This window comes from Variovorax sp. P4_B11 (genome assembly GCF_056402355.1).
The window spans coordinates 397674-417807 of the sequence record NZ_JBFUHO010000001.1; the positions used below are offsets into that span (position 1 = coordinate 397674).

The 20134-nt window shown below is 67.2% G+C and carries 24 protein-coding genes and 1 pseudogene; 21 read left to right on the forward strand and 4 right to left on the reverse strand.

The genetic code is table 11. The features are described from left to right. Window positions 1–7: 7 nt before the first annotated feature. Both AC1DYD_RS02040 and AC1DYD_RS02045 read left to right on the forward strand, forming a co-directional pair. Complete coding sequence (locus AC1DYD_RS02040; protein WP_478171068.1) at window positions 8–382, forward strand: hypothetical protein; 375 nt, start codon at window positions 8–10, stop codon at window positions 380–382. A 173-nt stretch (window positions 383–555) separates the two neighbouring features. Then, window positions 556–1065: a hypothetical protein gene (locus AC1DYD_RS02045; RefSeq protein ID WP_478171069.1), complete on the forward strand. Its 510-nt coding sequence runs from the start codon at window positions 556–558 to the stop codon at window positions 1063–1065. A 314-nt stretch (window positions 1066–1379) separates the two neighbouring features. Here the strand turns inward: AC1DYD_RS02045 and AC1DYD_RS02050 are convergent, their stop codons facing one another. Then, window positions 1380–1526, reverse strand: a complete 147-nt coding sequence (locus tag AC1DYD_RS02050; RefSeq protein WP_478171070.1) for a hypothetical protein — start codon at window positions 1524–1526, stop codon at window positions 1380–1382. On the opposite strand from AC1DYD_RS02050, the gene AC1DYD_RS02055 reads away from it, so the two are divergent. From AC1DYD_RS02055 to AC1DYD_RS02070, 4 genes are all read left to right on the forward strand, one after another. Beyond that, complete coding sequence (locus AC1DYD_RS02055) at window positions 1473–1847, forward strand: LysR substrate-binding domain-containing protein (RefSeq protein WP_478171101.1); 375 nt, start codon at window positions 1473–1475, stop codon at window positions 1845–1847. The genes AC1DYD_RS02050 and AC1DYD_RS02055 overlap by 54 nt on opposite strands. A gap of 261 nt (window positions 1848–2108) precedes the next feature. After that, window positions 2109–2861, forward strand: a complete 753-nt coding sequence (locus AC1DYD_RS02060; protein ID WP_478171071.1) for an H-NS histone family protein — start codon at window positions 2109–2111, stop codon at window positions 2859–2861. A 253-nt stretch (window positions 2862–3114) separates the two neighbouring features. After that, a complete protein-coding gene (locus AC1DYD_RS02065; protein WP_478171072.1) occupies window positions 3115–4098 on the forward strand; it encodes a Bug family tripartite tricarboxylate transporter substrate binding protein in 984 nt (327 codons plus the stop codon). A 21-nt stretch (window positions 4099–4119) separates the two neighbouring features. Next, the gene (locus tag AC1DYD_RS02070) at window positions 4120–5019 is read left to right on the forward strand and encodes a DUF1932 domain-containing protein (protein WP_478171073.1); all 900 of its coding nucleotides are present in this window, start codon (window positions 4120–4122) and stop codon (window positions 5017–5019) included. Between the two features lie 87 nt (window positions 5020–5106). On the opposite strand, the gene AC1DYD_RS02075 is transcribed toward AC1DYD_RS02070, so the two are convergent. Beyond that, window positions 5107–6015: a LysR substrate-binding domain-containing protein gene (locus AC1DYD_RS02075; protein WP_478171074.1), complete on the reverse strand. Its 909-nt coding sequence runs from the start codon at window positions 6013–6015 to the stop codon at window positions 5107–5109. A gap of 143 nt (window positions 6016–6158) precedes the next feature. On the opposite strand from AC1DYD_RS02075, the gene AC1DYD_RS02080 reads away from it, so the two are divergent. The 11 genes from AC1DYD_RS02080 to AC1DYD_RS02130 are packed head-to-tail and all read left to right on the forward strand — an operon-like array spanning window position 6159 to window position 16074. Further along, entirely contained in the window at window positions 6159–6851 is a 693-nt protein-coding gene (locus tag AC1DYD_RS02080; protein ID WP_478171075.1) for a substrate-binding domain-containing protein, read from the forward strand. A 26-nt stretch (window positions 6852–6877) separates the two neighbouring features. Continuing rightward, window positions 6878–8251 (forward strand): MFS transporter, encoded by a 1374-nt coding sequence (locus AC1DYD_RS02085; protein ID WP_478171076.1) that lies wholly within the window; start codon window positions 6878–6880, stop codon window positions 8249–8251. 43 nt (window positions 8252–8294) lie between these two features. After that, a complete protein-coding gene (locus AC1DYD_RS02090) occupies window positions 8295–9323 on the forward strand; it encodes an amidohydrolase family protein (protein ID WP_478171077.1) in 1029 nt (342 codons plus the stop codon). Window positions 9324–9343: 20 nt separating this feature from the next. Beyond that, a complete protein-coding gene (gene ligK, locus AC1DYD_RS02095; RefSeq protein ID WP_478171078.1) occupies window positions 9344–10027 on the forward strand; it encodes a 4-carboxy-4-hydroxy-2-oxoadipate aldolase/oxaloacetate decarboxylase in 684 nt (227 codons plus the stop codon). 29 nt (window positions 10028–10056) lie between these two features. Continuing rightward, on the forward strand, window positions 10057–11055 hold the full coding sequence (locus AC1DYD_RS02100; RefSeq protein ID WP_478171079.1) for a Bug family tripartite tricarboxylate transporter substrate binding protein: 999 nt from the start codon (window positions 10057–10059) through the stop codon (window positions 11053–11055). 4 nt (window positions 11056–11059) lie between these two features. Next, a complete protein-coding gene (locus AC1DYD_RS02105) occupies window positions 11060–11977 on the forward strand; it encodes an amidohydrolase family protein (RefSeq protein ID WP_478171080.1) in 918 nt (305 codons plus the stop codon). Beyond that, window positions 11977–12417 (forward strand): protocatechuate 4,5-dioxygenase subunit alpha, encoded by a 441-nt coding sequence (ligA, locus tag AC1DYD_RS02110; RefSeq protein ID WP_478171081.1) that lies wholly within the window; start codon window positions 11977–11979, stop codon window positions 12415–12417. Before AC1DYD_RS02105 ends, ligA begins: the two co-directional genes overlap by 1 nt. A 1-nt stretch (window position 12418) precedes the next feature. Continuing rightward, complete coding sequence (locus AC1DYD_RS02115; protein WP_478171082.1) at window positions 12419–13273, forward strand: class III extradiol dioxygenase subunit beta; 855 nt, start codon at window positions 12419–12421, stop codon at window positions 13271–13273. Next, window positions 13270–14226: a Gfo/Idh/MocA family oxidoreductase gene (locus AC1DYD_RS02120; RefSeq protein ID WP_478171083.1), complete on the forward strand. Its 957-nt coding sequence runs from the start codon at window positions 13270–13272 to the stop codon at window positions 14224–14226. Before AC1DYD_RS02115 ends, AC1DYD_RS02120 begins: the two co-directional genes overlap by 4 nt. 8 nt (window positions 14227–14234) lie before the next feature. Then, on the forward strand, window positions 14235–15242 hold the full coding sequence (locus AC1DYD_RS02125) for an aldo/keto reductase (RefSeq protein ID WP_478171084.1): 1008 nt from the start codon (window positions 14235–14237) through the stop codon (window positions 15240–15242). A 31-nt stretch (window positions 15243–15273) separates the two neighbouring features. Next, window positions 15274–16074: a crotonase/enoyl-CoA hydratase family protein gene (locus AC1DYD_RS02130; RefSeq protein WP_478171085.1), complete on the forward strand. Its 801-nt coding sequence runs from the start codon at window positions 15274–15276 to the stop codon at window positions 16072–16074. Between the two features lie 42 nt (window positions 16075–16116). Here the strand turns inward: AC1DYD_RS02130 and AC1DYD_RS02135 are convergent, their stop codons facing one another. Then, a complete protein-coding gene (locus tag AC1DYD_RS02135) occupies window positions 16117–16986 on the reverse strand; it encodes a hypothetical protein (protein ID WP_478171086.1) in 870 nt (289 codons plus the stop codon). 162 nt (window positions 16987–17148) lie between these two features. Here AC1DYD_RS02135 and AC1DYD_RS02140 point away from each other — a divergent pair, with 162 nt between their 5' ends. Genes AC1DYD_RS02140 through arsH form a run of 4 tightly spaced genes read left to right on the forward strand, consistent with a single transcriptional unit; the run spans window position 17149 to window position 19840 of the window. Further along, window positions 17149–17475: an ArsR/SmtB family transcription factor gene (locus AC1DYD_RS02140; protein WP_478171087.1), complete on the forward strand. Its 327-nt coding sequence runs from the start codon at window positions 17149–17151 to the stop codon at window positions 17473–17475. 46 nt (window positions 17476–17521) lie between these two features. Further along, entirely contained in the window at window positions 17522–18010 is a 489-nt protein-coding gene (locus AC1DYD_RS02145; protein WP_478171088.1) for an arsenate reductase ArsC, read from the forward strand. A gap of 4 nt (window positions 18011–18014) precedes the next feature. Then, window positions 18015–19091 carry an ACR3 family arsenite efflux transporter gene (gene arsB / locus AC1DYD_RS02150; protein ID WP_478171089.1) on the forward strand — a complete coding sequence of 359 codons (1077 nt, stop codon included), beginning with the start codon at window positions 18015–18017 and terminating at the stop codon, window positions 19089–19091. An 11-nt stretch (window positions 19092–19102) separates the two neighbouring features. Next, window positions 19103–19840: an arsenical resistance protein ArsH gene (gene arsH, locus AC1DYD_RS02155; RefSeq protein ID WP_478171090.1), complete on the forward strand. Its 738-nt coding sequence runs from the start codon at window positions 19103–19105 to the stop codon at window positions 19838–19840. A gap of 83 nt (window positions 19841–19923) precedes the next feature. Here arsH and AC1DYD_RS02160 read toward each other — a convergent pair. After that, window positions 19924–20134, reverse strand: a pseudogene (locus AC1DYD_RS02160) (IS630 family transposase); the annotation flags it as partial.

The following is a 20134-nucleotide window of genomic DNA, read 5'->3' on the forward strand; positions in this document are numbered from 1 at the left end:
CGGGCGCATGTTCACCCATTGGGCCGAATGGGCGATCGTTTTCGCCGCGATCATTCAGTTGTGCATCTATGCAAACGATGTCCACACGCGAAGGACTCAGGTGCCGAGTTGCAAGTGGAACCAATTGATGAATCCTTACAGCGCGCCTTATGCGGGGCGCTTCTGCCATTTTTCCAACGACATGGTACTTCTGCAACTCTATGACGCAAGCAGCCAGGATCTGCTTGCCGAGAGGATGTATCCCTATCCAGATTCGGCTAGGTTTTTTTGGCGCCTCGACTCGCAGAGGCGTCCCTATGCCCTGGGTTACGACACCTATACCGGGGACGCGATCTCCCTTCCACCCACTCTGCTGGATCGCTTGCGTGCCAAGCTACCCTGATATGAGAGGGCCGCACCACGCGTAAGCCGCCGACACATCGAGCCGCGCCCGCCACAATCAGGGCGGGGACTTCAAGATCTACTCGGACCGCTACCCCGTGCGGCTCAACCCACCTCTTAGGGTGCCGCTTTAGTGCTTTCATCTCCGCCCCGCAATTTCTACGTGAGCATGAATTGACGCTATTCACATTCTTCCTGTTCGGCGAGACTTGCTATATTCGTGCCGGCTTTTGGATTCTCTTACTGCCGGTGCTATGTTGGCACCTGCTGAGGACGCCTTTCGTGATCGCCAGCCAAAGGTTTGGCCGCAAAGAACGCGCTATCGCCAGAGGCCGCTGGTTCGTGCTGTTGGTGCTGCTGACCGTTTCGATCTATTGGCTGCAGGCCGCATATGCCCGAGCGACCCCTTACGAGTGCTTCACCAAGGGGCCATCCCCTTACGGTCCGTACAAAGTAGAGGTCTGTCTCACTGCGGGTCGTGTGAGGGATGGCGATACAGAGGGTGTGGTGCGTCTTCGGTCCACAAGCGACGATTCTGTGCTCGCCGAAGAGGAATTCCACAACCCTGAGTTCGATCGGATCTATTGGGAGCTGGGGGCCGTAACGGTCGGCAGTGGCGACGGGAGCGCGTTGATCAGGCTCCCGCCTACTTGGCTCGACAAAGTACGAGCCAAGCTGCCGTGACTTGCTCCGCGCCGCCAGACTCGGATACAAGTCTGCGACTTCATGATCTACACGGATCGTCTCCCCGTGAGGCTCAATCCGCCTGTTCGGGTGTCGCTCCTGTGATGCGCTCCTCGATGACGCCCTGCCTGGTCGGGACTTGGCGCGTGTTCGCCTCCCCCCCCCACGCTGCTGGACCGCCTGCGTGCCAAGCTACCCTGACATCAGAGCTGGCCCCGGAATCTTGAATGGACTCAACGCAGTGAACAGGACGCCGCAGCTGATGGCACAGGGACATCGGTACGAATGAGCCGCGCGCCTGCGGCGCAGGCGGCTCAGTTCGCGAGCACTTCCTGCCAGAGGGTTCGCGCACGCGCCTGGTAGGCCGGATCTTCGACGATGCCTACATTCCAGTTTGTTCGAAGACGATCGCGCGGCGGCTTTGCACGCCGGCCGACCTGTTCGATGTGCAGTTGCTTCACTCCATGATGATCCCGACTGCGTGGCAGCACTGGTTCGATTCCGCCGGAATTGCAGGGACGCCGACACAGCCTGGATTGACCCTGGCGAACGCTGCCCTGTGTTACCAGGCAGCGATCGATGGGCTCGGCGTGGCCATGGCGCAGAAGGCGTATGTGCAGGAGGACTTGGCCTTGGGGCGTCTGGTTCAGCCATTTGCGCACATCGCTGAAACAGGGCTGGCCTATTTCCTGGTCTGCGATTCGCGCAAGGCGAATATTGGGATTGTCGCCGCTTTTGGAAGCTGGCTCGATGAATGGGTCGACAGGCCTCGATCCTCTTAGCAGGCTGCTGAAGTACCGAGTGTGCTGAAGGTATCCTGCGAACCGTGCGGCGCACTCCAAGAACACTTCGTTCGCGACGGCTGTAGTGGTGTCATGCAGGTGTGAGAAGACTTCCCGGTCCGCCTGTGGATAAAATCCGGGCCGGCGTGCATTTGAAGTGAAGACGTTTTTCAATCGATTCATCAAAATTCAGACGCCTTTGTCGCCAACGTTCATCACGCCAAGCGACGAACTCCCTTAACTTCAAAGGTTCCAGACTCAATGACGAAGTCCTACGCGCAACTCAAATCCGCCATCGCCAAACTTGAAAAAGAAGCGGCTGCGCTCCGTGAAGCTGAGACGACAAAGGTGGTTGCGCAAATCAAGGAGTCGATTGCCACGTTTGGCCTGACCGTCGAACACCTCTTTGGCCGTGGCGCCAAAGCATTGAAAGTAGCCGCCGGCAAGGCCCTCGGCGGTGGCAAAGCAGTGCGCAAGGGCGCAGGCGTTCCAAAGTACCGCCACCCCAAGACGGGCAAGACCTGGACGGGCTTCGGCAAAGCTCCCGGGTGGATTGCCACGGTTCGCAACCGTGACAAGTTCCTCATCGATCAATCTGGCGTCGCTGCAGCACCTTCGGTCGAAAAGGCCGTGGCGCCTGTCGCTGCAGTGGCGAAAAAGGCCACCCGCAAGGCCCGCACAGTTGCAGCACCGGTGAAGACGTCGCGTCGCGCCAAGAAGCTTGCTCCCGCTTCTGTCGCAACGCCCGAAACGAAGGCTGAAAAGCCGGTCGCGAAAAAGGCTGCACCAAAGAAGAGCGCTCCTTCGAAGAAGGCCGCGCCGGCAAAGAAGGCCGCTGCGGTCCCCAAGGCTGCAAAGGCTCCAAAGGCTGCTGCGAAGGCCACCAAGGGGGCCGCCGCCAGGGCGATCAAGTCGCAAGTTGCCGCCAAGACCCGCAGCCCGCGCACATCCACGAACGCTACGGCGCCTGTGTTGACCTCCGCCACACCGGAGACGGCTGCATCCGCGAGCTGACAACGCCATTGGCCTGCTTCGGCCGAAGAGACCACACGAACGGGCCGCTCTGCGGCCCGTTCGTTTTTGGTGCACCTTCGAGATAGATGGCGCTGAGCGAGGGTTCCCCTCGACCAGGATTTGTCGGTCGGAAAAAAAGGGCGTGCTGTGGGTGGCGGGAACGCGGCGGAACACACTCCCCTGAACTCCCTCGCCTCGAACGCCACTGCCCTTGGGCCTACACTGGCGGCCTTTTTCAGCCAGTGCGCCTGCCATGAGAACAACCCGCCGTTCATTTCTCCTGTCCTCCGCGGCGCTCGCCATTGCCGCCGCCTGCCCGTTCGCCGCCCAGGCCGACAGCCGCGACACCCAGCCGATCCGCCTCGTCGTGCCCTTCGGCGCCGGCGGCGTCGCCGACCTCACGGCACGCGTCGTCGGCAAGGCGATGGCCAGCCAGCTGGGCCAGCCGGTGGTGGTCGACAACCGCCCCGGTGCCGGCGGCGTGGTGGCCGGCACGACGGTGGCCAGCGCGGCGCCGGACGGCCTCACGCTGCTGCTGATGAGCAACGGCACGGCGGTCAGCGAGGGCCTGTTCCAGCGCCTGCCTTTCGATACCCGTAAGGACTTCGCGCCGATCTCGCTGCTCGGCTATTTCGACCTCGCGATCGTGGTGCCCGAGGCCTCGCCGCTGCGCAGCCTGGCGGATCTCGTGGCGGCGGCCAAGGCGCGGCCCGGGGCATTGAACATCGGGACTGTGAACGTGGGCAGCACCCAGAATCTGGCGGCGGAACTGTTCAAGAGCCGGGCCGGCATCGACGTCCAGGTGGTGCCCTTCAACGGCACGCCGGCGGTGGTGACGGCGCTGCGCAGCGGCCAGATCGACGCCGGCGTCGAGATCCTGTCGCCGGTGATGCCGCAGATCTCGGGCAAGGCGCTGCGTGCGCTCGCCGTGATGGGCGAGGGCCGCAACCCGGCCCTGCCGGCCGTGCCCACCGTGGCCGAGGGGGCTGGACTCAAGGGCTTCGACGTGCGCTCGTGGAACGCCCTGGCCGCACCCTCCAAGACGCCGCGCGAGCGGATCGACCGGCTCAACCGCGCGGTTCGCGCCGCGCTGGCATCGGCCGAAGTGCAGCAGCAGCTGGCGGCGCTCAACGTGCAGCCGCGCGCCGGCACGCCCGAGGAGCTGGCGGCGCTGCTCGACAGCGAGATCCGGCGCTGGAGCGGCGTGATCGCCGCCGCCGGCATTCCGCGCCAGTAGATCGTGCAGATGGGGACGGACATGCAACTCGAACACATCGGCCTGATCGGCTATGGCGAGGTGGGCAAGACCTTCGCGCTCGGCCTCAAGGACAAGCCCGGCGTCCGGACGGTCGGCGCCTGGGACCTGAAGTTCATCGACCCGACGCGCCAGGCGAGCGAGCAGGCGCACGCGGCGCAGGCCGGGGTGGCGGCGCACCCGTCCATGGGCGCGCTGTGCCAGGCCGGCACCCTGGTGATCTCCGCCGTCACCGCCTCGAACACGCTGGGCGTGGCGCAGGAGGCGGCGCCGCAGCTGCGCCCGGGCACCGTCTTTCTCGACCTCAACTCGGCCTCGCCCGGCACCAAGCAGCAGTGCGCGGCGCTGGTCGAAGCCGTCGGCGCGCACTACGTCGAAGCCGGCGTGATGACCTCGGTGCCGCCCTACGGCATCCGCGTGCCGATGCTGCTCGGCGGCGCATGCGCGGCCGCGCTGGCCGAGGCGCTGTCCGCCTGGGGCCTGGACACGAAGGCCGTGAGCGAGCGCCTGGGCGTCGCCAGCGCGATCAAGATGAGCCGCAGCGTGATGATCAAGGGCCTGGAGGCGCTGGTGATCGAAAGCTACGCCACCGCGCGCGCCTACGGGGTCGAAGACCATGTGCTGCCGACCCTGCAGGAGACCTTTCCGAGCATCGACTGGAGCCGGCAGGGCGCCTATTTCTTCAGCCGCGTGGTGCAGCACGGCCAGCGCCGGGCCGAGGAAATGCGGGAAGCCGCCAACACGGTGCGCGAGGCCGGCTTCGCGCCGACCATGACGTCCGCGATTGCGGACAAGCAGCAGTGGGTGGCCGACCAGGCCAAGGCCGGCGTGTTCGACGGGCTCGGCAAGGAGGCGAGCTGGCAGGACTACGCCGACCGCCTGCTGGCCGCGCGCAAGGGCTGAGCCCCCACGCTCGGCACTGCGTGTCCTCGCTGCCCCCCGAGGGGGAGCCGTCCGCCTTGGGGCGGCCCGGCGGCGGACTGAAGGCCTTCATCCGCGCAGCAGCGTCTCGGCGGTCTTGCGGATCAGGTCCAGCGTCGCCTGCTGCGTCAGCGTGGCCCGCCGCAGCGCGCTGACCGCGGTGAAGACCGGGATCCGCAGCGGCGGCGACACGATCTCGCGCAGGGTGTAGGCCGAGGGGTTGATCGAGCGGATCACCGCGTTGCGCGACAGGATCGCGAAGCCGGCGCCGTCGGCGACCAGGTCGAGCATCGCCGAGACGCCGTCGATCTCGAGCGCCACCCGCGGCGTGCAGCCGATGCCGGCCATCTCCGATTCCACGTACATCCGGATCGCGTTCGGCCGGCTCGGAATCACCAGCGGCAGCCGGGCCACCTCGGCCAGCGTCAGCGGCGCCGGCGGCGGGTCTTCCTGCAGGCCCGGCGGGCGGCGGCCGACCAGCAGCAGGGACTGGTCCAGCAGCCGCTGCACATCGAGCCCGGGCATCGGCCGGGTGTCGTAGAGCACGGCGATGTCCAGGCCGCCGTGCAGCAGCTGGTCCTGCATGGCGGTCGAGAGGTTCTCGCTGATCGACAGCTGGGCCTGCGGCATCTGCTCGCGGAAGGCGCGGGTCAGCGGCACCGTCAGCACCCGCGCGATGCTGGGCGGCAGGCCGACCGCCACGCGGCCGGCCAGCGAGCCGCGCACCCGGTCGAGCTCTTCGCGGGCGCGCTCCACCTGGTGCAGGATGCCGCGCCCATGGGCCAGCAGCACCTGGCCGGCCTCGGTCGGCGTGGCGCCGCGGCCGTTGCGCACCAGCAGGTTCTGCCGCAGCTCGACCTCCAGCAGGCGCACCTGCCGGCTCAGCGCGGGCTGCGCCACCTTCAGCGCCACGGCGGCGCGGGTGAAGCTGCCCAACTCGGCGACGCGAACGAAATACGCCAGCTGTTTCAGGTCCACGGGGCTTCTCCAGGCTCAGCCGCTGATGATATGCCGTTTTGTTCTAGCTGCTAGTGGCCTATGGCGAATCTGGCAGGGTCATACCGCCGCAAAATTCGCTCCATCGAGCCGGCCGCACCGGCATTGGAGACAAGGCGAAAAGCATGCTGAAGACCGCGATCAAGGGGATTTCGTCGATGGCCACCCGCCAGGTGCTGGCCGATCTGGTGGCTGCCTTCGAGCAGCGCTCGGGGGGCTCGGTCGCGATCGAATCGGTCGGCGGCGTCGATGCCGCCAAGCGGGTGCAGGCCGGCGAGGCCTTCGACGTGGTGGTGCTGGCTTCCGATGCCATCGACAAGCTGATCGCCGCCGGCCGCATCGAGGCCGGCAGCAAGACCGACCTGGTGCGCTCCGGCGTTGCGGTGGCCGTCAAGGCGGGTGCGCCGCATCCCGACATCGGCTCCGAGGAAGCGCTGCGCAATGCGGTACTGGCCGCGCGCAGCCTCAGCTATTCCACCGGCCCGAGCGGCGTCGCCCTGGCGGCCCTGTTCGAGCGCTGGGGCATCGCCGACGCGATCAAGCCGCGCATCGTGCAGGCCCCGCCCGGCGTGCCGGTCGGCACGCTGGTGGCGCGCGGGGAGGTCGAGCTCGGCTTCCAGCAGTTGGCCGAACTGATCCATGTCCAGGGCATCGACCTGCTGGGCCCGCTGCCGTCGGCGATCCAGATCGTCACCACTTTTTCCGCCGGCGTCGGCACCGGAACGGCCCAGGCCGAGACGGTGCGCGAGATGCTGGCCTTCATGGCCTCGCCCGAGGCCGACGCCGCCAAGCGCGCCCAGGGCATGGACCCGGCCTGAACGACCCCTACGGAACCGAAGCGATCATGACAAGAGACAACAACGCGCCGCTGGACGTCCAGGCCTTCTTCAATGCGCAGGGCTTCTCCGGCTACCAGTGGCTGATCTTCGGCCTGTGCTTCCTGGTGGTGCTGCTCGATGGCTTCGACACCGCCGCCATCGGCTACATCGCGCCGTCGCTGATCGGCGAGTGGGGCGTGGCCAAGCCGGCGCTGGCGCCGGTGCTCAGCGCGGCACTGTTCGGGCTGGCAGCGGGCGCCTTGAGCGCTGGCCCGCTGGCCGACAGGTTCGGCCGCAGGGCCGTGCTGACAGTCTCGGTGCTGGTGTTCGGCCTCGGCAGCGTGGCGTCGGGTTTCTCGCACAGCCTCGACGCCCTGACCGTCCTGCGCTTCGTGACCGGCCTCGGCCTGGGCGCGGCCATGCCGAATGCCGTGACGCTGACCAGCGAATACTGCCCGGACAAGCAGCGCGCCATGCTGACCAACGCGATGTTCTGCGGCTTTCCGCTGGGCGCGGCCTTCGGCGGCTTCCTGGCTGCCTGGATGATTCCGCACTGGGGCTGGCGCAGCGTGCTGCTGCTGGGCGGCACCGTGCCCGTGGTGCTGGCGCTGATGATGCTCCTGGCGCTGCCCGAATCGGTGCGCTACATGGTGGCCAAGGGACAGCCGAGCGAGCGCATCCGCCGGGTGCTGGTGCGCATCTCCGCCACGGCGGCCACGGCGACCTCCTTCGTGCTGAGCGAGCGGCAGGCCGGGCCGGTGGCGGGCAGCGGGATGACGGTGGTGCTGGGGCGCAGCCACCGCATCGGCACCTTCATGCTGTGGCTGGCCTATTTCATGGGCCTGGTGATCTTCTATGCGCTGATCAACTGGATGCCGATCCTGCTCAAGGATGCGGGCATGGATCCCCACAAGGCCGTGCTGGTGGCCGCGCTGTTCCCGCTGGGCGGCGTCGGTGCCGTGTTCTTCGGCTGGCTGATGGATCGCTTCAACGCCAACCGGATCATCGCGGTGGGCTATGCGTTGACGGCCCTGTCGGTGTACCTGATCGGCCAGGCCGTGGGCAACGACGGCCTGCTGGTGGCGATGGTGTTCGTCGCCGGCACCCTCATGAACACGGCGCAGTCATCGATGCCGGCGCTGGCCGCGGCCTTCTATCCCACCCAGGGCCGGGCCACCGGGGTGGCCTGGATGCTGGGCATCGGCCGCTTCGGCGGCATCGCGGGGTCGTTCCTGGTGGCCGAGCTGGCGGCTCGCAGCCTGGGCTTCGACCGCGTCTTCACGATCGTGGCCATTCCGGGCCTGATCGCCACCGCGGCGCTCGTCGTCAAGCAGTGGACCCATCCGCAAGCGCCGCGCGACCGCAGCCTGCGCACCGCCGCCCAGCCCGCGGCCCATTGATCCTTTCACCGTCATCGACCTTTCAGTCCCAGGAGCACACGACATGATCATCGACGTCCACGGTCACTACACGACCGCCCCCGCCGCGCTCGGCGCCTGGCGCGACCTGCAGATCGCCGGCCTCAAGGACCCGTCAAGGGCCCCCAAGGCCAGCGAGCTGAAGATCAGCGACGACGACATCCGCGAGACCATCGAGAACAACCAGCTCAAACTGATGAAGGAGCGCGGCTCCGACCTCACCATCTTCAGCCCGCGCGCCAGCTTCATGGCGCACCACATCGGCGACTTCGAGACCTCGTCGACCTGGGCCGCGATCTGCAACGAGCTCTGCTATCGCGTGAGCCAGCTGTTCCCCGACCACTTCATCCCGGCCGCGATGCTGCCGCAGTCGCCGGGCGTCGACCCCAAGACCTGCATCCCCGAGCTCGAGCGCTGCGTCAAGGAGTACGGCAACGTCGGCATCAACCTGAACCCCGATCCGAGCGGCGGCCACTGGACCAGCCCGCCGCTGAGCGACCGCCAGTGGTACCCGATCTACGAGAAGATGGTCGAGTACGACATCCCGGCGATGATCCACGTCAGCACCAGCTGCAACCCGGCCTTCCACACCACCGGCTCGCACTACCTCAACGCCGACACCACGGCCTTCATGCAGTGCCTGACCTCGGACCTGTTCAAGGACTTCCCGACCCTGCGCTTCCTGATCCCGCATGGCGGCGGCGCGGTGCCCTACCACTGGGGCCGGTTCCGCGGCCTGGCGCAGGAGCTCAAGAAGCCGCTGCTCGACGAGCACCTGCTCAACAACATCTACTTCGACACCTGCGTCTACCACCAGCCGGGCATCGACCTGCTGAACACGGTGATCCCGGTCAAGAACGTGCTGTTTGCCTCGGAAATGATCGGCGCGGTACGCGGCATCGACCCGACCACCGGCCACTACTACGACGACACCAAGCGCTACATCGCGGCCAGCAAGATCCTGAGCGACGCCGACCGCTTCCAGATCTACGAAGGCAATGCGCGCCGCGTGTTCCCCCGGCTCGACGCCGCCCTCAAGGCCAAGGGCCTCTGACACCTCAAGGAGACAAGACCATGTACGAACTCGGAGTCGTCTATCGCAACATCGAGCGCGCCGACCGCGCCACGGCCGACGCCCTGGCCAAGCTCGGCTCGGCCACGGTGCACGAGGCCATGGGCCGCGTGGGTCTGCTCAAGCCCTACATGCGCCCGATCTACCCCGGCGTGCAGGTGTCGGGCACCGCGGTCACGGTGCTGCTGCAGCCCGGCGACAACTGGATGATGCACGTGGCGGCGGAGCAGATCCAGCCCGGCGACGTGGTGGTGGCGGCCGTCACGGCCGAATGCACCGACGGCTATTTCGGCGACCTGCTGGCGACCAGCTTCCAGGCCCGCGGCGCCCGCGCGCTGATCATCGATGCCGGCGTGCGCGACGTGAAGACGCTGCAGGAGATGAACTTCCCGGTCTGGAGCCGCGCGATCTCGTCCAAGGGCACCATCAAGGCCACGCTGGGCTCGGTCAACATCCCGGTGGTCTGCGCCGGCATGCTGGTGACGCCGGGCGACGTCATCGTGGCCGACGACGACGGCGTGGTCTGCGTGCCGAAGGCGATGGCGGCCAAGGCCCTCGAAGCCGCGATCGCGCGCGAGGCCAACGAGGGCGCCAAGCGCGAGAAGCTCGCCTCCGGCGTGCTCGGCCTCGACATGTACAAGATGCGCGAGCCGCTCGAGAAGGCCGGCCTGCGCTACATCGACTGATTTCCTTTCATCCTCACCTGAATCCCATCATGCAAGTCACTCGACGTTTTCTCGCGACCCGCGCCCTCGCTCTCACGGCCGGCGCACTGACCGCCGCGGCGCTGCCGATGGGTGCCTTCGCGCAGCAGTTCCCGACCAAGCCGGTGCGCATCATCACGCCGTTCCCGGTCGGCGGCGGTCCGGACGGCGTCGCCCGCCTGGTGGCCGACAAGCTCTCGCGGGCCTGGGGCCAGCCGGTGGTGGTCGAGAACCGCCCGGGCGGCAACGGCTTCATCGCCATCGACGCCTTCAAGCGCGGCGCCAAGGACGGCACCGACATGATCGTGCTCGACAACGTGCACCTGGCAGCCTACCCGGCCCTGTTCAAGAAGCTGCCCTACGACCCGGTGAAGGACTTCGACACGCTGCTGCCGCTGTTCAAGACCTACTTCTTCTTCACGGTCGCGACCGACAGCAAGTACAAGACCGTCGGCGACATCATCGCGGACGCCAAGGCCCATCCGGGCAAGCTCAACTTCGGTTCCTGGTCGATCGGCAACCCGGTGCACCTGGGCTCCGAGATGTTCGCATCCGCCACCGGCATCAAGATGGAGCACGTGCTCTACAAGGAAACCACGCAGCTCTACACCTCGGTGTCGACCGGCGAACTGGCCTTCGCGCTCGGCAGCGCCGCCACCGCGGGCCCGCTGCAGCGCGCCGGCAAGCTGCGCTTCCTGGCCGTGACCGCGCCGCAGCGCAATGCCGCTTTCCCGGACGTGCCCACAGTGGGCGAATCCGGTGGCCCGAAGGGCTTCGAGGTGACCGGCTGGAACGCGATCGCCGTGCCACCGGGCCTGCCGCCGGCCGTGACCGACAAGATCAAGAAGGACATCGAGACCGCGCTCGCGAGCCCGGACGTGCTGGAGAAGTTCAAGAGCTTCGGCTATGAACCCTTCCCGCAGACGCGCGACCAGTTCAACCAGTTCGTCAAGGCCGAGACGCAACGCTTCGGCGACGTGATCCGCAAGGCCAACATCACCCTGGACTGAGACCATGACCACCTTCACCAAGACCCCCGGCTGGCTCGACTGGTACGCAGGCCCGTCGAAGCCGCGCTTCAAGGTGCCGCCCGGCAGCGTCGACGCGCACTGCCATGTGTTCGGCCCGGGCGACCAGTTCCCGTTCGCGCCCGAGCGCAAGTACACGCCCTGCGACGCCTCGAAGGACCAGCTGTTCGCCCTGCGCGACCACCTCGGCTTCGACAAGAACGTGGTCGTGCAGGCCACCTGCCACGGTGCCGACAACCGCGCCATGGTCGATGCGCTGAAGACCTCCAACGGCCGCGCCAAGGGCATCGCCACGGTCAAGCGCAGCATCAGCGACGCCGAGCTCAAGGAACTTCACGACGCCGGCGTGCGCGGCGTGCGCTTCAACTTCGTCAAGCGGCTGGTCGACTTCACGCCCAAGGACGAGCTGCTCGAGATCGCCAACCGCATCGCGCCGCTGGGCTGGCACGTGGTGATCTACTTCGAGGCGGTCGACCTGCCCGAGCTGTGGGACTTCTTCACCGCCTTGCCGACCACCGTGGTGGTCGACCACATGGGCCGCCCCGACGTGAGCAAGCCCATCGACGGCCCCGAGTTCGAGCTGTTCCTGAAGTTCATGCGCGAGCACACCAATGTGTGGAGCAAGGTGAGCTGCCCGGAACGCCTGTCGCTCACCGGCCCGAAGGCGCTGAACGGCGAGCAGGCGGCCTACCAGGACGTCGTGCCCTTCGCTCGCAAGGTGGTCGAGAGCTTCCCCGACCGCGTGCTGTGGGGCACCGACTGGCCGCACCCGAACCTCAAGGACCACATGCCCGACGACGGCCTGCTGGTCGATTTCATCCCGCAGATCGCGACCACGGCCGAACTGCAGCGCAAGCTGCTGGTCGACAACCCGACGCGGCTGTACTGGCCGGAGCTCAAGTAATGTCCCTCGAAAAACCCTACAAGGACGTGCCCGGCACGACCATCTTCGACGCCGAGCAGTCGCGCCTCGGCTACCACCTGAACCAGTTCTGCATGTCGCTCATGAAGGCCGCCAACCGCGAGCGCTTCAAGGCCAACGAGCGGGCCTACCTCGACGAGTGGCCGATGACCGAGGACCAGAAGCAGGCCGTGCTGGCGCGCGACCTCAACCGCTGCATCGCGCTCGGGGGCAACATCTACTTCCTGGCCAAGATCGGCGCCACCGACGGCAAGAGCTTCCAGCAGATGGCCGGCAGCATGACCGGCATGACCGAAGAGGAATACCGCGACATGATGATCAAGGGCGGCCGCTCGGCCGAAGGCAACCGCTACGTCGGCGAAGACGGCGACGCGCAGGCACAGCATCAGCCGCAGGGCGCGGCCGGCCGCAAGGGACACTGACATGGCACGCATCACCGCATCCGTCTACACCTCGCACGTGCCCGCCATCGGCGCGGCGCTCGACCTCGGCAAGTCGAACGAGCCCTACTGGCAGCCGCTGTTCGCCGGCTACGACTTCTCCAAGCAATGGATGAAGGACAACAAGCCCGACGTGGTCTTCCTGGTCTTCAACGACCACGCCACGGCCTTCAGCCTGGACATGATCCCGACCTTCGCGATCGGCACCGCCGATTCGTACCAGCCGGCCGACGAAGGCTGGGGCCCGCGTCCGGTGCCGGTCGTGAAGGGCCACTCGGCGCTGGCCTCCCACATCGCGCAGAGCGTGATCCAGCAGGATTTCGACCTCACCATCGTCAACAAGATGGACGTCGACCACGGCCTCACCGTGCCGCTGTCGCTGATGTGCGGCCAGCCCGAGGCCTGGCCCTGCCCGGTGATCCCCTTCGCGGTCAACGTGGTGCAGTACCCGGTGCCCAGCGGCCGGCGCTGCTTCATGCTCGGCCAGGCGATCCGCCGCGCGGTCGAGTCCTTCGATGAAGACCTGAACGTGCAGATCTGGGGCACCGGCGGCATGAGCCACCAGCTGCAGGGCCCGCGCGCCGGCCTGATCAACGCCGAGTGGGACAACAAGTTCCTCGACCGCCTGATCGCCGACCCGGACGATCTCTCGAAGATGCCGCACATCGACTACGTGCGCGAGGCCGGCTCCGAAGGCATCGAGCTCGTGATGTGGCTGATCGCCCGCGGCGCGATGGCCGACGTCGCCGGCGGCAAGCCGCCGAAGGTCGCCCACCGCTTCTTCCACGTTCCCGCGTCCAACACTGCCGTGGGCCACCTCATCCTGGAGAACCAATGACCAAGACCATCAAAGTGGCGCTCGCCGGTGCCGGCGCCTTCGGCATCAAGCACCTCGACGGCATCAAGAACATCGACGGCGTCGAAGTCGTCTCGCTGGTCAGCCGCGAGCTCGACAAGACCCGCGAAGTGGCGGCCAAGTACGGCATCGGCCACGTCACGACCGAGCTCGCCGATTCGCTGGCGCTGAAGGAAGTCGACGCCGTCATCCTCTGCACGCCGACCCAGATGCATGCCTCGCAGAGCATCGCCGCGCTCAAGGCCGGCAAGCACGTGCAGGTCGAGATCCCGCTGGCGGATTCGCTCAAGGACGCGCAGGCGGTGGTCGACCTGCAGAAGGAAACCGGCCTGGTCGCGATGTGCGGCCACACGCGCCGCTTCAACCCCAGCCACCAGTGGGTCCACAAGAAGATCGCGGCTGGCGAATTCAACATCCAGCAGATGGATGTGCAGACCTACTTCTTCCGCCGCACCAACATGAACGCGCTGGGCCAGGCGCGCAGCTGGACCGACCACCTGCTGTGGCACCACGCGGCCCACACGGTCGACCTGTTCGCCTACCAGGCCGGCAGCCCGATCGTGAAGGCCAACGCGGTGCAGGGCCCGATCCACCCGACGCTGGGCATCGCGATGGACATGTCGATCCAGCTTCAGGCGGCCAATGGCGCCATCTGCACGCTGTCGCTGTCCTTCAACAACGACGGGCCGCTCGGCACCTTCTTCCGCTACATCGGCGACACCGGCACCTACATCGCGCGCTACGACGATCTCTTCAACGGCAAGGAAGAGGCGATCGACGTCTCGAAGGTGGACGTGTCGATGAACGGCATCGAGCTGCAGGACCGCGAATTCTTCGCCGCCATCCGCGAAGGCCGCGAGCCGAATTCGAGCGTGGCCCAGGTGCTGCCGTGCTACCAGGTGCTGCAGGCGCTGGAGAAGCAGCTGCAGAGCTGAGCCACGCCATGCACAAGCGTCAACTCGGCCCCTTCTCGGTCAGCGCCATCGGCCTGGGCTGCATGAACCTGAGCCACGCCTACGGCCTGCCGCCGTCGGCGGAGCAGGGCGAGCGCCTGCTGCTGGCGGCACTCGATGCCGGCGTGACCTTGTTCGACACGGCGGCGCTGTACGGCTTCGGCGCCAACGAGGAGCTGGTCGGCCGGGTGCTGAAGCCGCACCGCAGCGCCTTCACCTTGGCCAGCAAGGGCGGCATGGCCGGCGTGCGCGGCGACGACGGCACGGTGCGCCGGGTGATCGACGGCAAGCCCGCCACCTTGCGCCGCAACTGCGAGGACAGCCTGCGCCGGCTGCAGACCGAGGTCATCGATCTCTATTACCTGCACCGCTGGGACAAGTCGGTGCCGATCGAGGACTCGGTCGGCGAGTTGTCGCGGCTGGTCGAAGAAGGCAAGGTGCGGGCGCTGGGCCTGTCGGAGGTCTCGGCCGCCACGCTGCGCCGCGCGCACGCGGTGCACCGAATCGCCGCGGTGCAGAACGAGTATTCGCTCTGGAGCCGCAACACGGAGATCGCCGTGCTGCAGGCCTGCCGCGAGCTGGGCGCGGCGCTGGTGGCCTTCAGCCCGCTGGCGCGCGGCTTCCTGTGCGATGTGCTGCACGACGTGTCGACGCTCGACGCCAAGGACATCCGGCGCGCGATGCCGCGCTTCTCGCCCGAGAACTATGCGCGCAACCTCGAACTGCTGCCGGCCTACACCGCGCTGGCGAAAGAGGCCGGCTGCACGCCGGCGCAGCTGGCGCTGGCCTGGCTGCTGGCGCGCGGCGACGACATCATCCCGATTCCCGGGACGACCCGCCTCGACCACCTGCAGGAAAACCTGCAGGCTGAGCAGGTGCAACTGGCGCCCGAGCTGTTCGCGCGGGTCGATGCGCTGGTCAACCAGCGCACCGTGAGCGGGGCGCGCTACGGCGTCCAGAGCAGCGCCGAGGTGGATACCGAAGTCTTCGAGGATTGACGGCGGCGGCCAGGCCGCAAGGAGTCATGCCATGTCGAGTTCATTCGTCAGGACCGAGATCGACGGACCCGTCTGCACGATCGTCCTGGATCGCCCGTCCGTGCGCAACGCGGTCGACGGCCCGATGGCGGCGGCGCTGCGGCGCGCCTTCGAGGACTTCGAGGCCGACGACGCGTTGCAGGCGGCGGTGCTGTGGGGAGCCGGCGGCCACTTCTGCGCCGGTGCCGACCTCCGTGCGCTGGCCGATCCCGCGCGCCGCCACGAACTCGATCCCGAGGGCGGCGGCAGCGGGCCGATGGGCCCGAGCCGCATGGCGCTGTCCAAGCCGCTGATCGCCGCGGTCAGCGGCTATGCCGTGGCGGGCGGGCTCGAACTCGCCCTGCTGGCCGACCTGCGGGTGATGGAGCGCGACGCCGTGTTCGGCGTCTTCTGCCGCCGCTGGGGCGTGCCGCTGATCGACGGCGGCACGGTGCGGCTGCCGCGCATTGTCGGCATGGGCCGCGCGCTCGACATGATCCTCACCGGTCGCCCGGTCGGCGCCGAAGAAGCATCGGCGATGGGCCTTGCCAACCGCCTGGTTGAGCCCGGCGGCGCCCGCCAGGCGGCCGAGGCCCTGGCGCGCGAGATCGCCGCCTTCCCGCAGCGATGCATGCTGACCGATCGCGCATCCGCCTACGGCCAGTGGGACCTGCCATTGGCCCAGGCGCTGCGCGCCGAAGGCGCCCAGGGCGTGCCGGTGGCGCTCGCGGAAGCCGTGGCGGGGGCTGCGCGTTTCGTCGGTGGCGAGGGGCGGCACGGCAGCTTCAAGAACCTGCCAGACACGCCGGCGTGAGGGTGTCGCGCTGCGCCGGAGTGCGGCGCAGCGCGGGCCGCGCTACCGGGTGGCGGCCGCGCGTGCCGAATAGTCGAACTGCGGGCCCGGCCCCACCGCCAGTGGCGGACCCGGATCGTTGCCGCTCGGACCGAAAGGCGCCCGCACCGGCGCGCGCGAGAACTTGTACAGCGGCCCGGGCCCCGGCACGACCGGGGGGCCGGCATCGGCGAATCGCCGCAACGACGACGCCTGCCCTCGGTCGTACAGGGGACCGGGACCGGGAGCGATCGGCGGGCCGGGATCCGGCGTGGCGCGGGCGATGGGGCTCTCGGCGGCGGCCGGTGGCAGCGCATCGCGCAGGTTCCTGCGTGACGAGGCGAGCGCCTTCCTGGCACGGGCGATCGGCCGGGGCGCCGCCCCCAGCGGCAGGATCGGGCGCGCCACCTGCGGCTCGGCCGGCATGGCCGCGCTCTGCACGGTCGGAGTGATCCGAAGCGCGGCGGGCCGGGCCTCCTGCGCCTCGTCGGCCGACGCGCCTGCGGTCGACGGCACCGTGGCTGCCGGGAGGGCCCTGGGTTTCAGGGACTCCGGCATCACCAGGGCCAGGATCTGCTCTTTCAGCGGCGGCGCGCCGGGCTTGTGCGTGACATGGAAGCACCACGCCGCGAAGCCCAGGATCATGGCGAGACCGACGCAGCCGGCCTTCAGCCAGAACGCGGCCGTTTCCACCGGGAGCACTGGAACGGCGGCGCCGGCGCGCGCGCCGACAGCACCGCGTGGCGTCGCGTCGGGGGCCGGGCGGACCGCCATGACGGCATCGAACGCGGCGGGCCCCGAGGGCGTGAAGCCGGGCAGTGGATGCGCGCAGCCCACGCAGTACTTCGCCTTCGGGCGATTGGCGCTTCCGCAGACATTGCAAACGACCGACATGGCCTCTTGCTCCCCTGGGCGACAGACACAAGCGACTACTTTGCACGACTGCGCGGCGCTGTATGTCGGACGAGTCCTACGGGCGGTGCTGCCGCCCCGGCTTGTTCGTTCCGACTGGAAACACCTCTTGACCGAGAAACATGGTTCGACTATTCTCGAATCATGGAATCGAAAGAAGTCGTTCAAGGATTGGCGGCCCTTGCTCACCCATTGCGCCTCGAAGTGTTTCGGGCGTTGGTAGTGGCCGGGCAAAGCGGTCTCACGCCTGGCGTCATCCAGGAAGCATTGGGTGTCGCTCCCGCCACGCTCTCTTTTCATCTGAAGGAGCTGGCGAACTCAGGGCTGGTGACGCAAGAGCGCGCCAGTCGCCACCTCATCTATCGAGCCGCGTACGACAACATGAACGCGCTGCTCGGCTATCTCACCGAGAACTGCTGCCAAGGTGCCGCCTGCGCGGTAGAGACGGCCGGCGATGCCTGCAAGTGCTGACACCCTCATCCACCGGGAAGTCAAGGACATCAGGACACGCCGAGCCATGACCATCAACGTACTCATCCTCTGCACCCACAACTCCGCGCGCAGCGTGCTGTCCGAGGGGATGCTCAACCACTGGGCCAAGGTTCTCGGGAAGGACGTGCGGGCGTTCAGCGCCGGCAGCGCCCCGAGCGGCCGCATCAATCCTCAGGCCCTCATGGCGCTCCAGGCCGCCGGGATAGACGTCCAGGGCTATCGAAGCAAAAGCTGGGACGAGTTCACCGGGGTATCTGCACCGGAAATGCACATCGTCATCACCGTGTGCGACAGCGCGGCAGCCGAGCAGTGCCCCTATTGGCCAGGCCGTCCGGTGAAGGTCCACTGGGGATACCCGGACCCTTCGAACGCGCCCGAGACCGAGAAGGCCACCGCGTTTGAACTCACGCGCCAAGCCATCGGGTACCGCATGTTGCAACTCCTGGCGCTCCCGCTCACGGACCTCAGCCAGGCAGAGCTGCAGGCCGCGCTCTCCAGCATTTCAAAGAACTAGCCTGATGACCACCTCCACGCTCACTGGTGCGGCGCCCGCCAAGCCCGCCATCAGCTTCTTCGAGCGCTACCTGACCGTGTGGGTGGCCCTGTGCATCGTTGTCGGCATCGCCCTCGGCCAGGTGCTGCCGGGTCTTTCCAAGGCAGTAGCGAGCCTCGAAGTGGCGAAGGTCAACGTCCCGGTGGGCTTGCTCATCTGGGTGATGATCATTCCCATGTTGCTGAAGATCGACTTCGGTGCCCTCGGCCAGGTCGCTTCGCACTGGCGCGGCATCGGGGTCACACTGTTCATCAACTGGGCGGTCAAGCCGTTCTCGATGGCCCTGCTGGGCTGGATCTTCATCCGCCACGTCTTCGCGCCGTACCTTCCCGCCGAGCAGCTCGACAGCTACGTGGCCGGGCTCATCCTGCTCGCCGCCGCACCCTGCACGGCGATGGTGTTCGTGTGGAGCCAGCTCTGCAAGGGGGACCCGTACTTCACGCTGTCGCAGGTCGCCCTGAACGACGCCATCATGGTGGTCGCCTTCGCGCCCATCGTCGCACTGCTGCTCGGTCTTTCCTCCATCACCGTTCCATGGGACACGCTGCTCGTTTCGGTGGGCCTCTACATCGTGGTGCCAGTCATCATCTCGCAGCTTTGGCGCAAAGCGCTTCTGCGCCGCGGCGCGGGCCACTTCCAGGCCGTGGCCGCCAAGCTGGGCCCGCTGTCCATCTCGGCCCTGTTGCTGACCCTGGTCTTGCTGTTCGCATTCCAGGGAGAGGCCATCCTGGACCAGCCATTGGTCATCGCGCTGTTGGCCGTGCCCATCCTCATCCAGGTGGTCTTCAACTCAGGTCTTGCCTACCTGCTCAACCGCGAGCTCGGGGTGAAGCACTGCGTGGCCGGCCCCTCGGCGCTGATCGGCGCGAGCAACTTCTTCGAACTGGCCGTTGCCACGGCCATCAGCCTCTTCGGCTTCCAGTCCGGCGCAGCGCTGGCCACCGTGGTCGGCGTTCTCATCGAGGTGCCCGTGATGCTCGCGGTCGTCGCGGTCGTGAATCGTACCCAGGGCTGGTACGAAGCCGGGCAGCCTGCTTCCTGAAACACAAAGATATGTCCGACGTCGGCCCCCTCAGATCTCTTGCTTCCTTCCCGGCACTCGATGCCGAACTGTTTGACCCGCCGACGCCCGAGCGTCTGCATGTGCACGAACCCTCGCGCCACAAGCCGCGCTTCCTGATGCTCTATGGCTCCCTGCGCGAACGCTCCTACAGCCGCCTGGTGACCTTCGAGGCGGCCCGGCTTCTGGAGGCCATGGGCGGTGAGGTCAAGATTTTTGACCCGGCCGGCTTGCCCTTGCCGGACAGCGAGCCGGACAGTCACCCCAAGGTCCAGGAGCTGCGCGAGCTCGCCCGGTGGGCCGAGGGCATGGTCTGGACGTCCCCGGAGCGGCACGGCGCGATGACCGGCATCATGAAGACCCAGATCGACTGGATTCCATTGGCCTTGGGCGCAGTGCGCCCCACGCAGGGCAAGACGCTGGCTGTCATGCAGGTCTCGGGCGGCTCGCAATCCTTCAACGCGGTGAACCAGATGCGCGTGCTTGGGCGCTGGATGCGCATGGTGACCATCCCCAACCAGTCGTCGGTTGCCAAGGCCTTCCTGGAATTCGACGAGGCTGGCCGGATGAAGCCGTCGAGCTACTACGACCGAATCGTGGACGTGATGGAAGAGCTCTTCAAGTTCACGCTGCTGACGCGCGATGTCAGCAGCTATCTGGTCGACCGCTACAGCGAACGCAAGGAGAGTGCGGTGGCGCTTTCTTCCCGTGTCGACCAGCGGTCGATCTGAGGCGCTAGGGGAGCCTGCTTGGCGGGCGCTGAAGATTCGCGCGATGGATCGGATCTAGTGCAGTGCGCCACTCAGATATGTACTTATCTTGTACTCCTTGCCAGCGCGGCCTTGGCTCGCGTGACCTTGGCCAGGATGTCGGTCGCGCTGGCGGTCCATATGAAGGGTTTGGGGTTGGCGTTGTGGTGCTCGACATAGAGATCGATCGCCAATTCCAGCTCAGGCACGCTGGTGAAGCTGTCGCGCCGGATGCGGTTCTCCGAGATGTCGCGGAAGAAGCGCTCGACCATGTTC

Coding starts and splice junctions, on each gene's coding strand:
- AC1DYD_RS02040 (WP_478171068.1), top strand. CDS start 8: ATGTTCACCCATTGGGCCGAATGGGCGATCGTTTTCGCCGCGATCATT.
- AC1DYD_RS02060 (WP_478171071.1), top strand. CDS start 2,109: ATGACGAAGTCCTACGCGCAACTCAAATCCGCCATCGCCAAACTTGAA.
- AC1DYD_RS02065 (WP_478171072.1), top strand. CDS start 3,115: ATGAGAACAACCCGCCGTTCATTTCTCCTGTCCTCCGCGGCGCTCGCC.
- AC1DYD_RS02070 (WP_478171073.1), top strand. CDS start 4,120: ATGCAACTCGAACACATCGGCCTGATCGGCTATGGCGAGGTGGGCAAG.
- AC1DYD_RS02080 (WP_478171075.1), top strand. CDS start 6,159: ATGCTGAAGACCGCGATCAAGGGGATTTCGTCGATGGCCACCCGCCAG.
- AC1DYD_RS02085 (WP_478171076.1), top strand. CDS start 6,878: ATGACAAGAGACAACAACGCGCCGCTGGACGTCCAGGCCTTCTTCAAT.
- AC1DYD_RS02090 (WP_478171077.1), top strand. CDS start 8,295: ATGATCATCGACGTCCACGGTCACTACACGACCGCCCCCGCCGCGCTC.
- ligK (WP_478171078.1), top strand. CDS start 9,344: ATGTACGAACTCGGAGTCGTCTATCGCAACATCGAGCGCGCCGACCGC.
- AC1DYD_RS02100 (WP_478171079.1), top strand. CDS start 10,057: ATGCAAGTCACTCGACGTTTTCTCGCGACCCGCGCCCTCGCTCTCACG.
- AC1DYD_RS02105 (WP_478171080.1), top strand. CDS start 11,060: ATGACCACCTTCACCAAGACCCCCGGCTGGCTCGACTGGTACGCAGGC.
- ligA (WP_478171081.1), top strand. CDS start 11,977: ATGTCCCTCGAAAAACCCTACAAGGACGTGCCCGGCACGACCATCTTC.
- AC1DYD_RS02115 (WP_478171082.1), top strand. CDS start 12,419: ATGGCACGCATCACCGCATCCGTCTACACCTCGCACGTGCCCGCCATC.
- AC1DYD_RS02120 (WP_478171083.1), top strand. CDS start 13,270: ATGACCAAGACCATCAAAGTGGCGCTCGCCGGTGCCGGCGCCTTCGGC.
- AC1DYD_RS02125 (WP_478171084.1), top strand. CDS start 14,235: ATGCACAAGCGTCAACTCGGCCCCTTCTCGGTCAGCGCCATCGGCCTG.
- AC1DYD_RS02130 (WP_478171085.1), top strand. CDS start 15,274: ATGTCGAGTTCATTCGTCAGGACCGAGATCGACGGACCCGTCTGCACG.
- AC1DYD_RS02135 (WP_478171086.1), bottom strand. CDS start 16,986: ATGTCGGTCGTTTGCAATGTCTGCGGAAGCGCCAATCGCCCGAAGGCG.
- AC1DYD_RS02140 (WP_478171087.1), top strand. CDS start 17,149: ATGGAATCGAAAGAAGTCGTTCAAGGATTGGCGGCCCTTGCTCACCCA.
- AC1DYD_RS02145 (WP_478171088.1), top strand. CDS start 17,522: ATGACCATCAACGTACTCATCCTCTGCACCCACAACTCCGCGCGCAGC.
- arsB (WP_478171089.1), top strand. CDS start 18,015: ATGACCACCTCCACGCTCACTGGTGCGGCGCCCGCCAAGCCCGCCATC.
- arsH (WP_478171090.1), top strand. CDS start 19,103: ATGTCCGACGTCGGCCCCCTCAGATCTCTTGCTTCCTTCCCGGCACTC.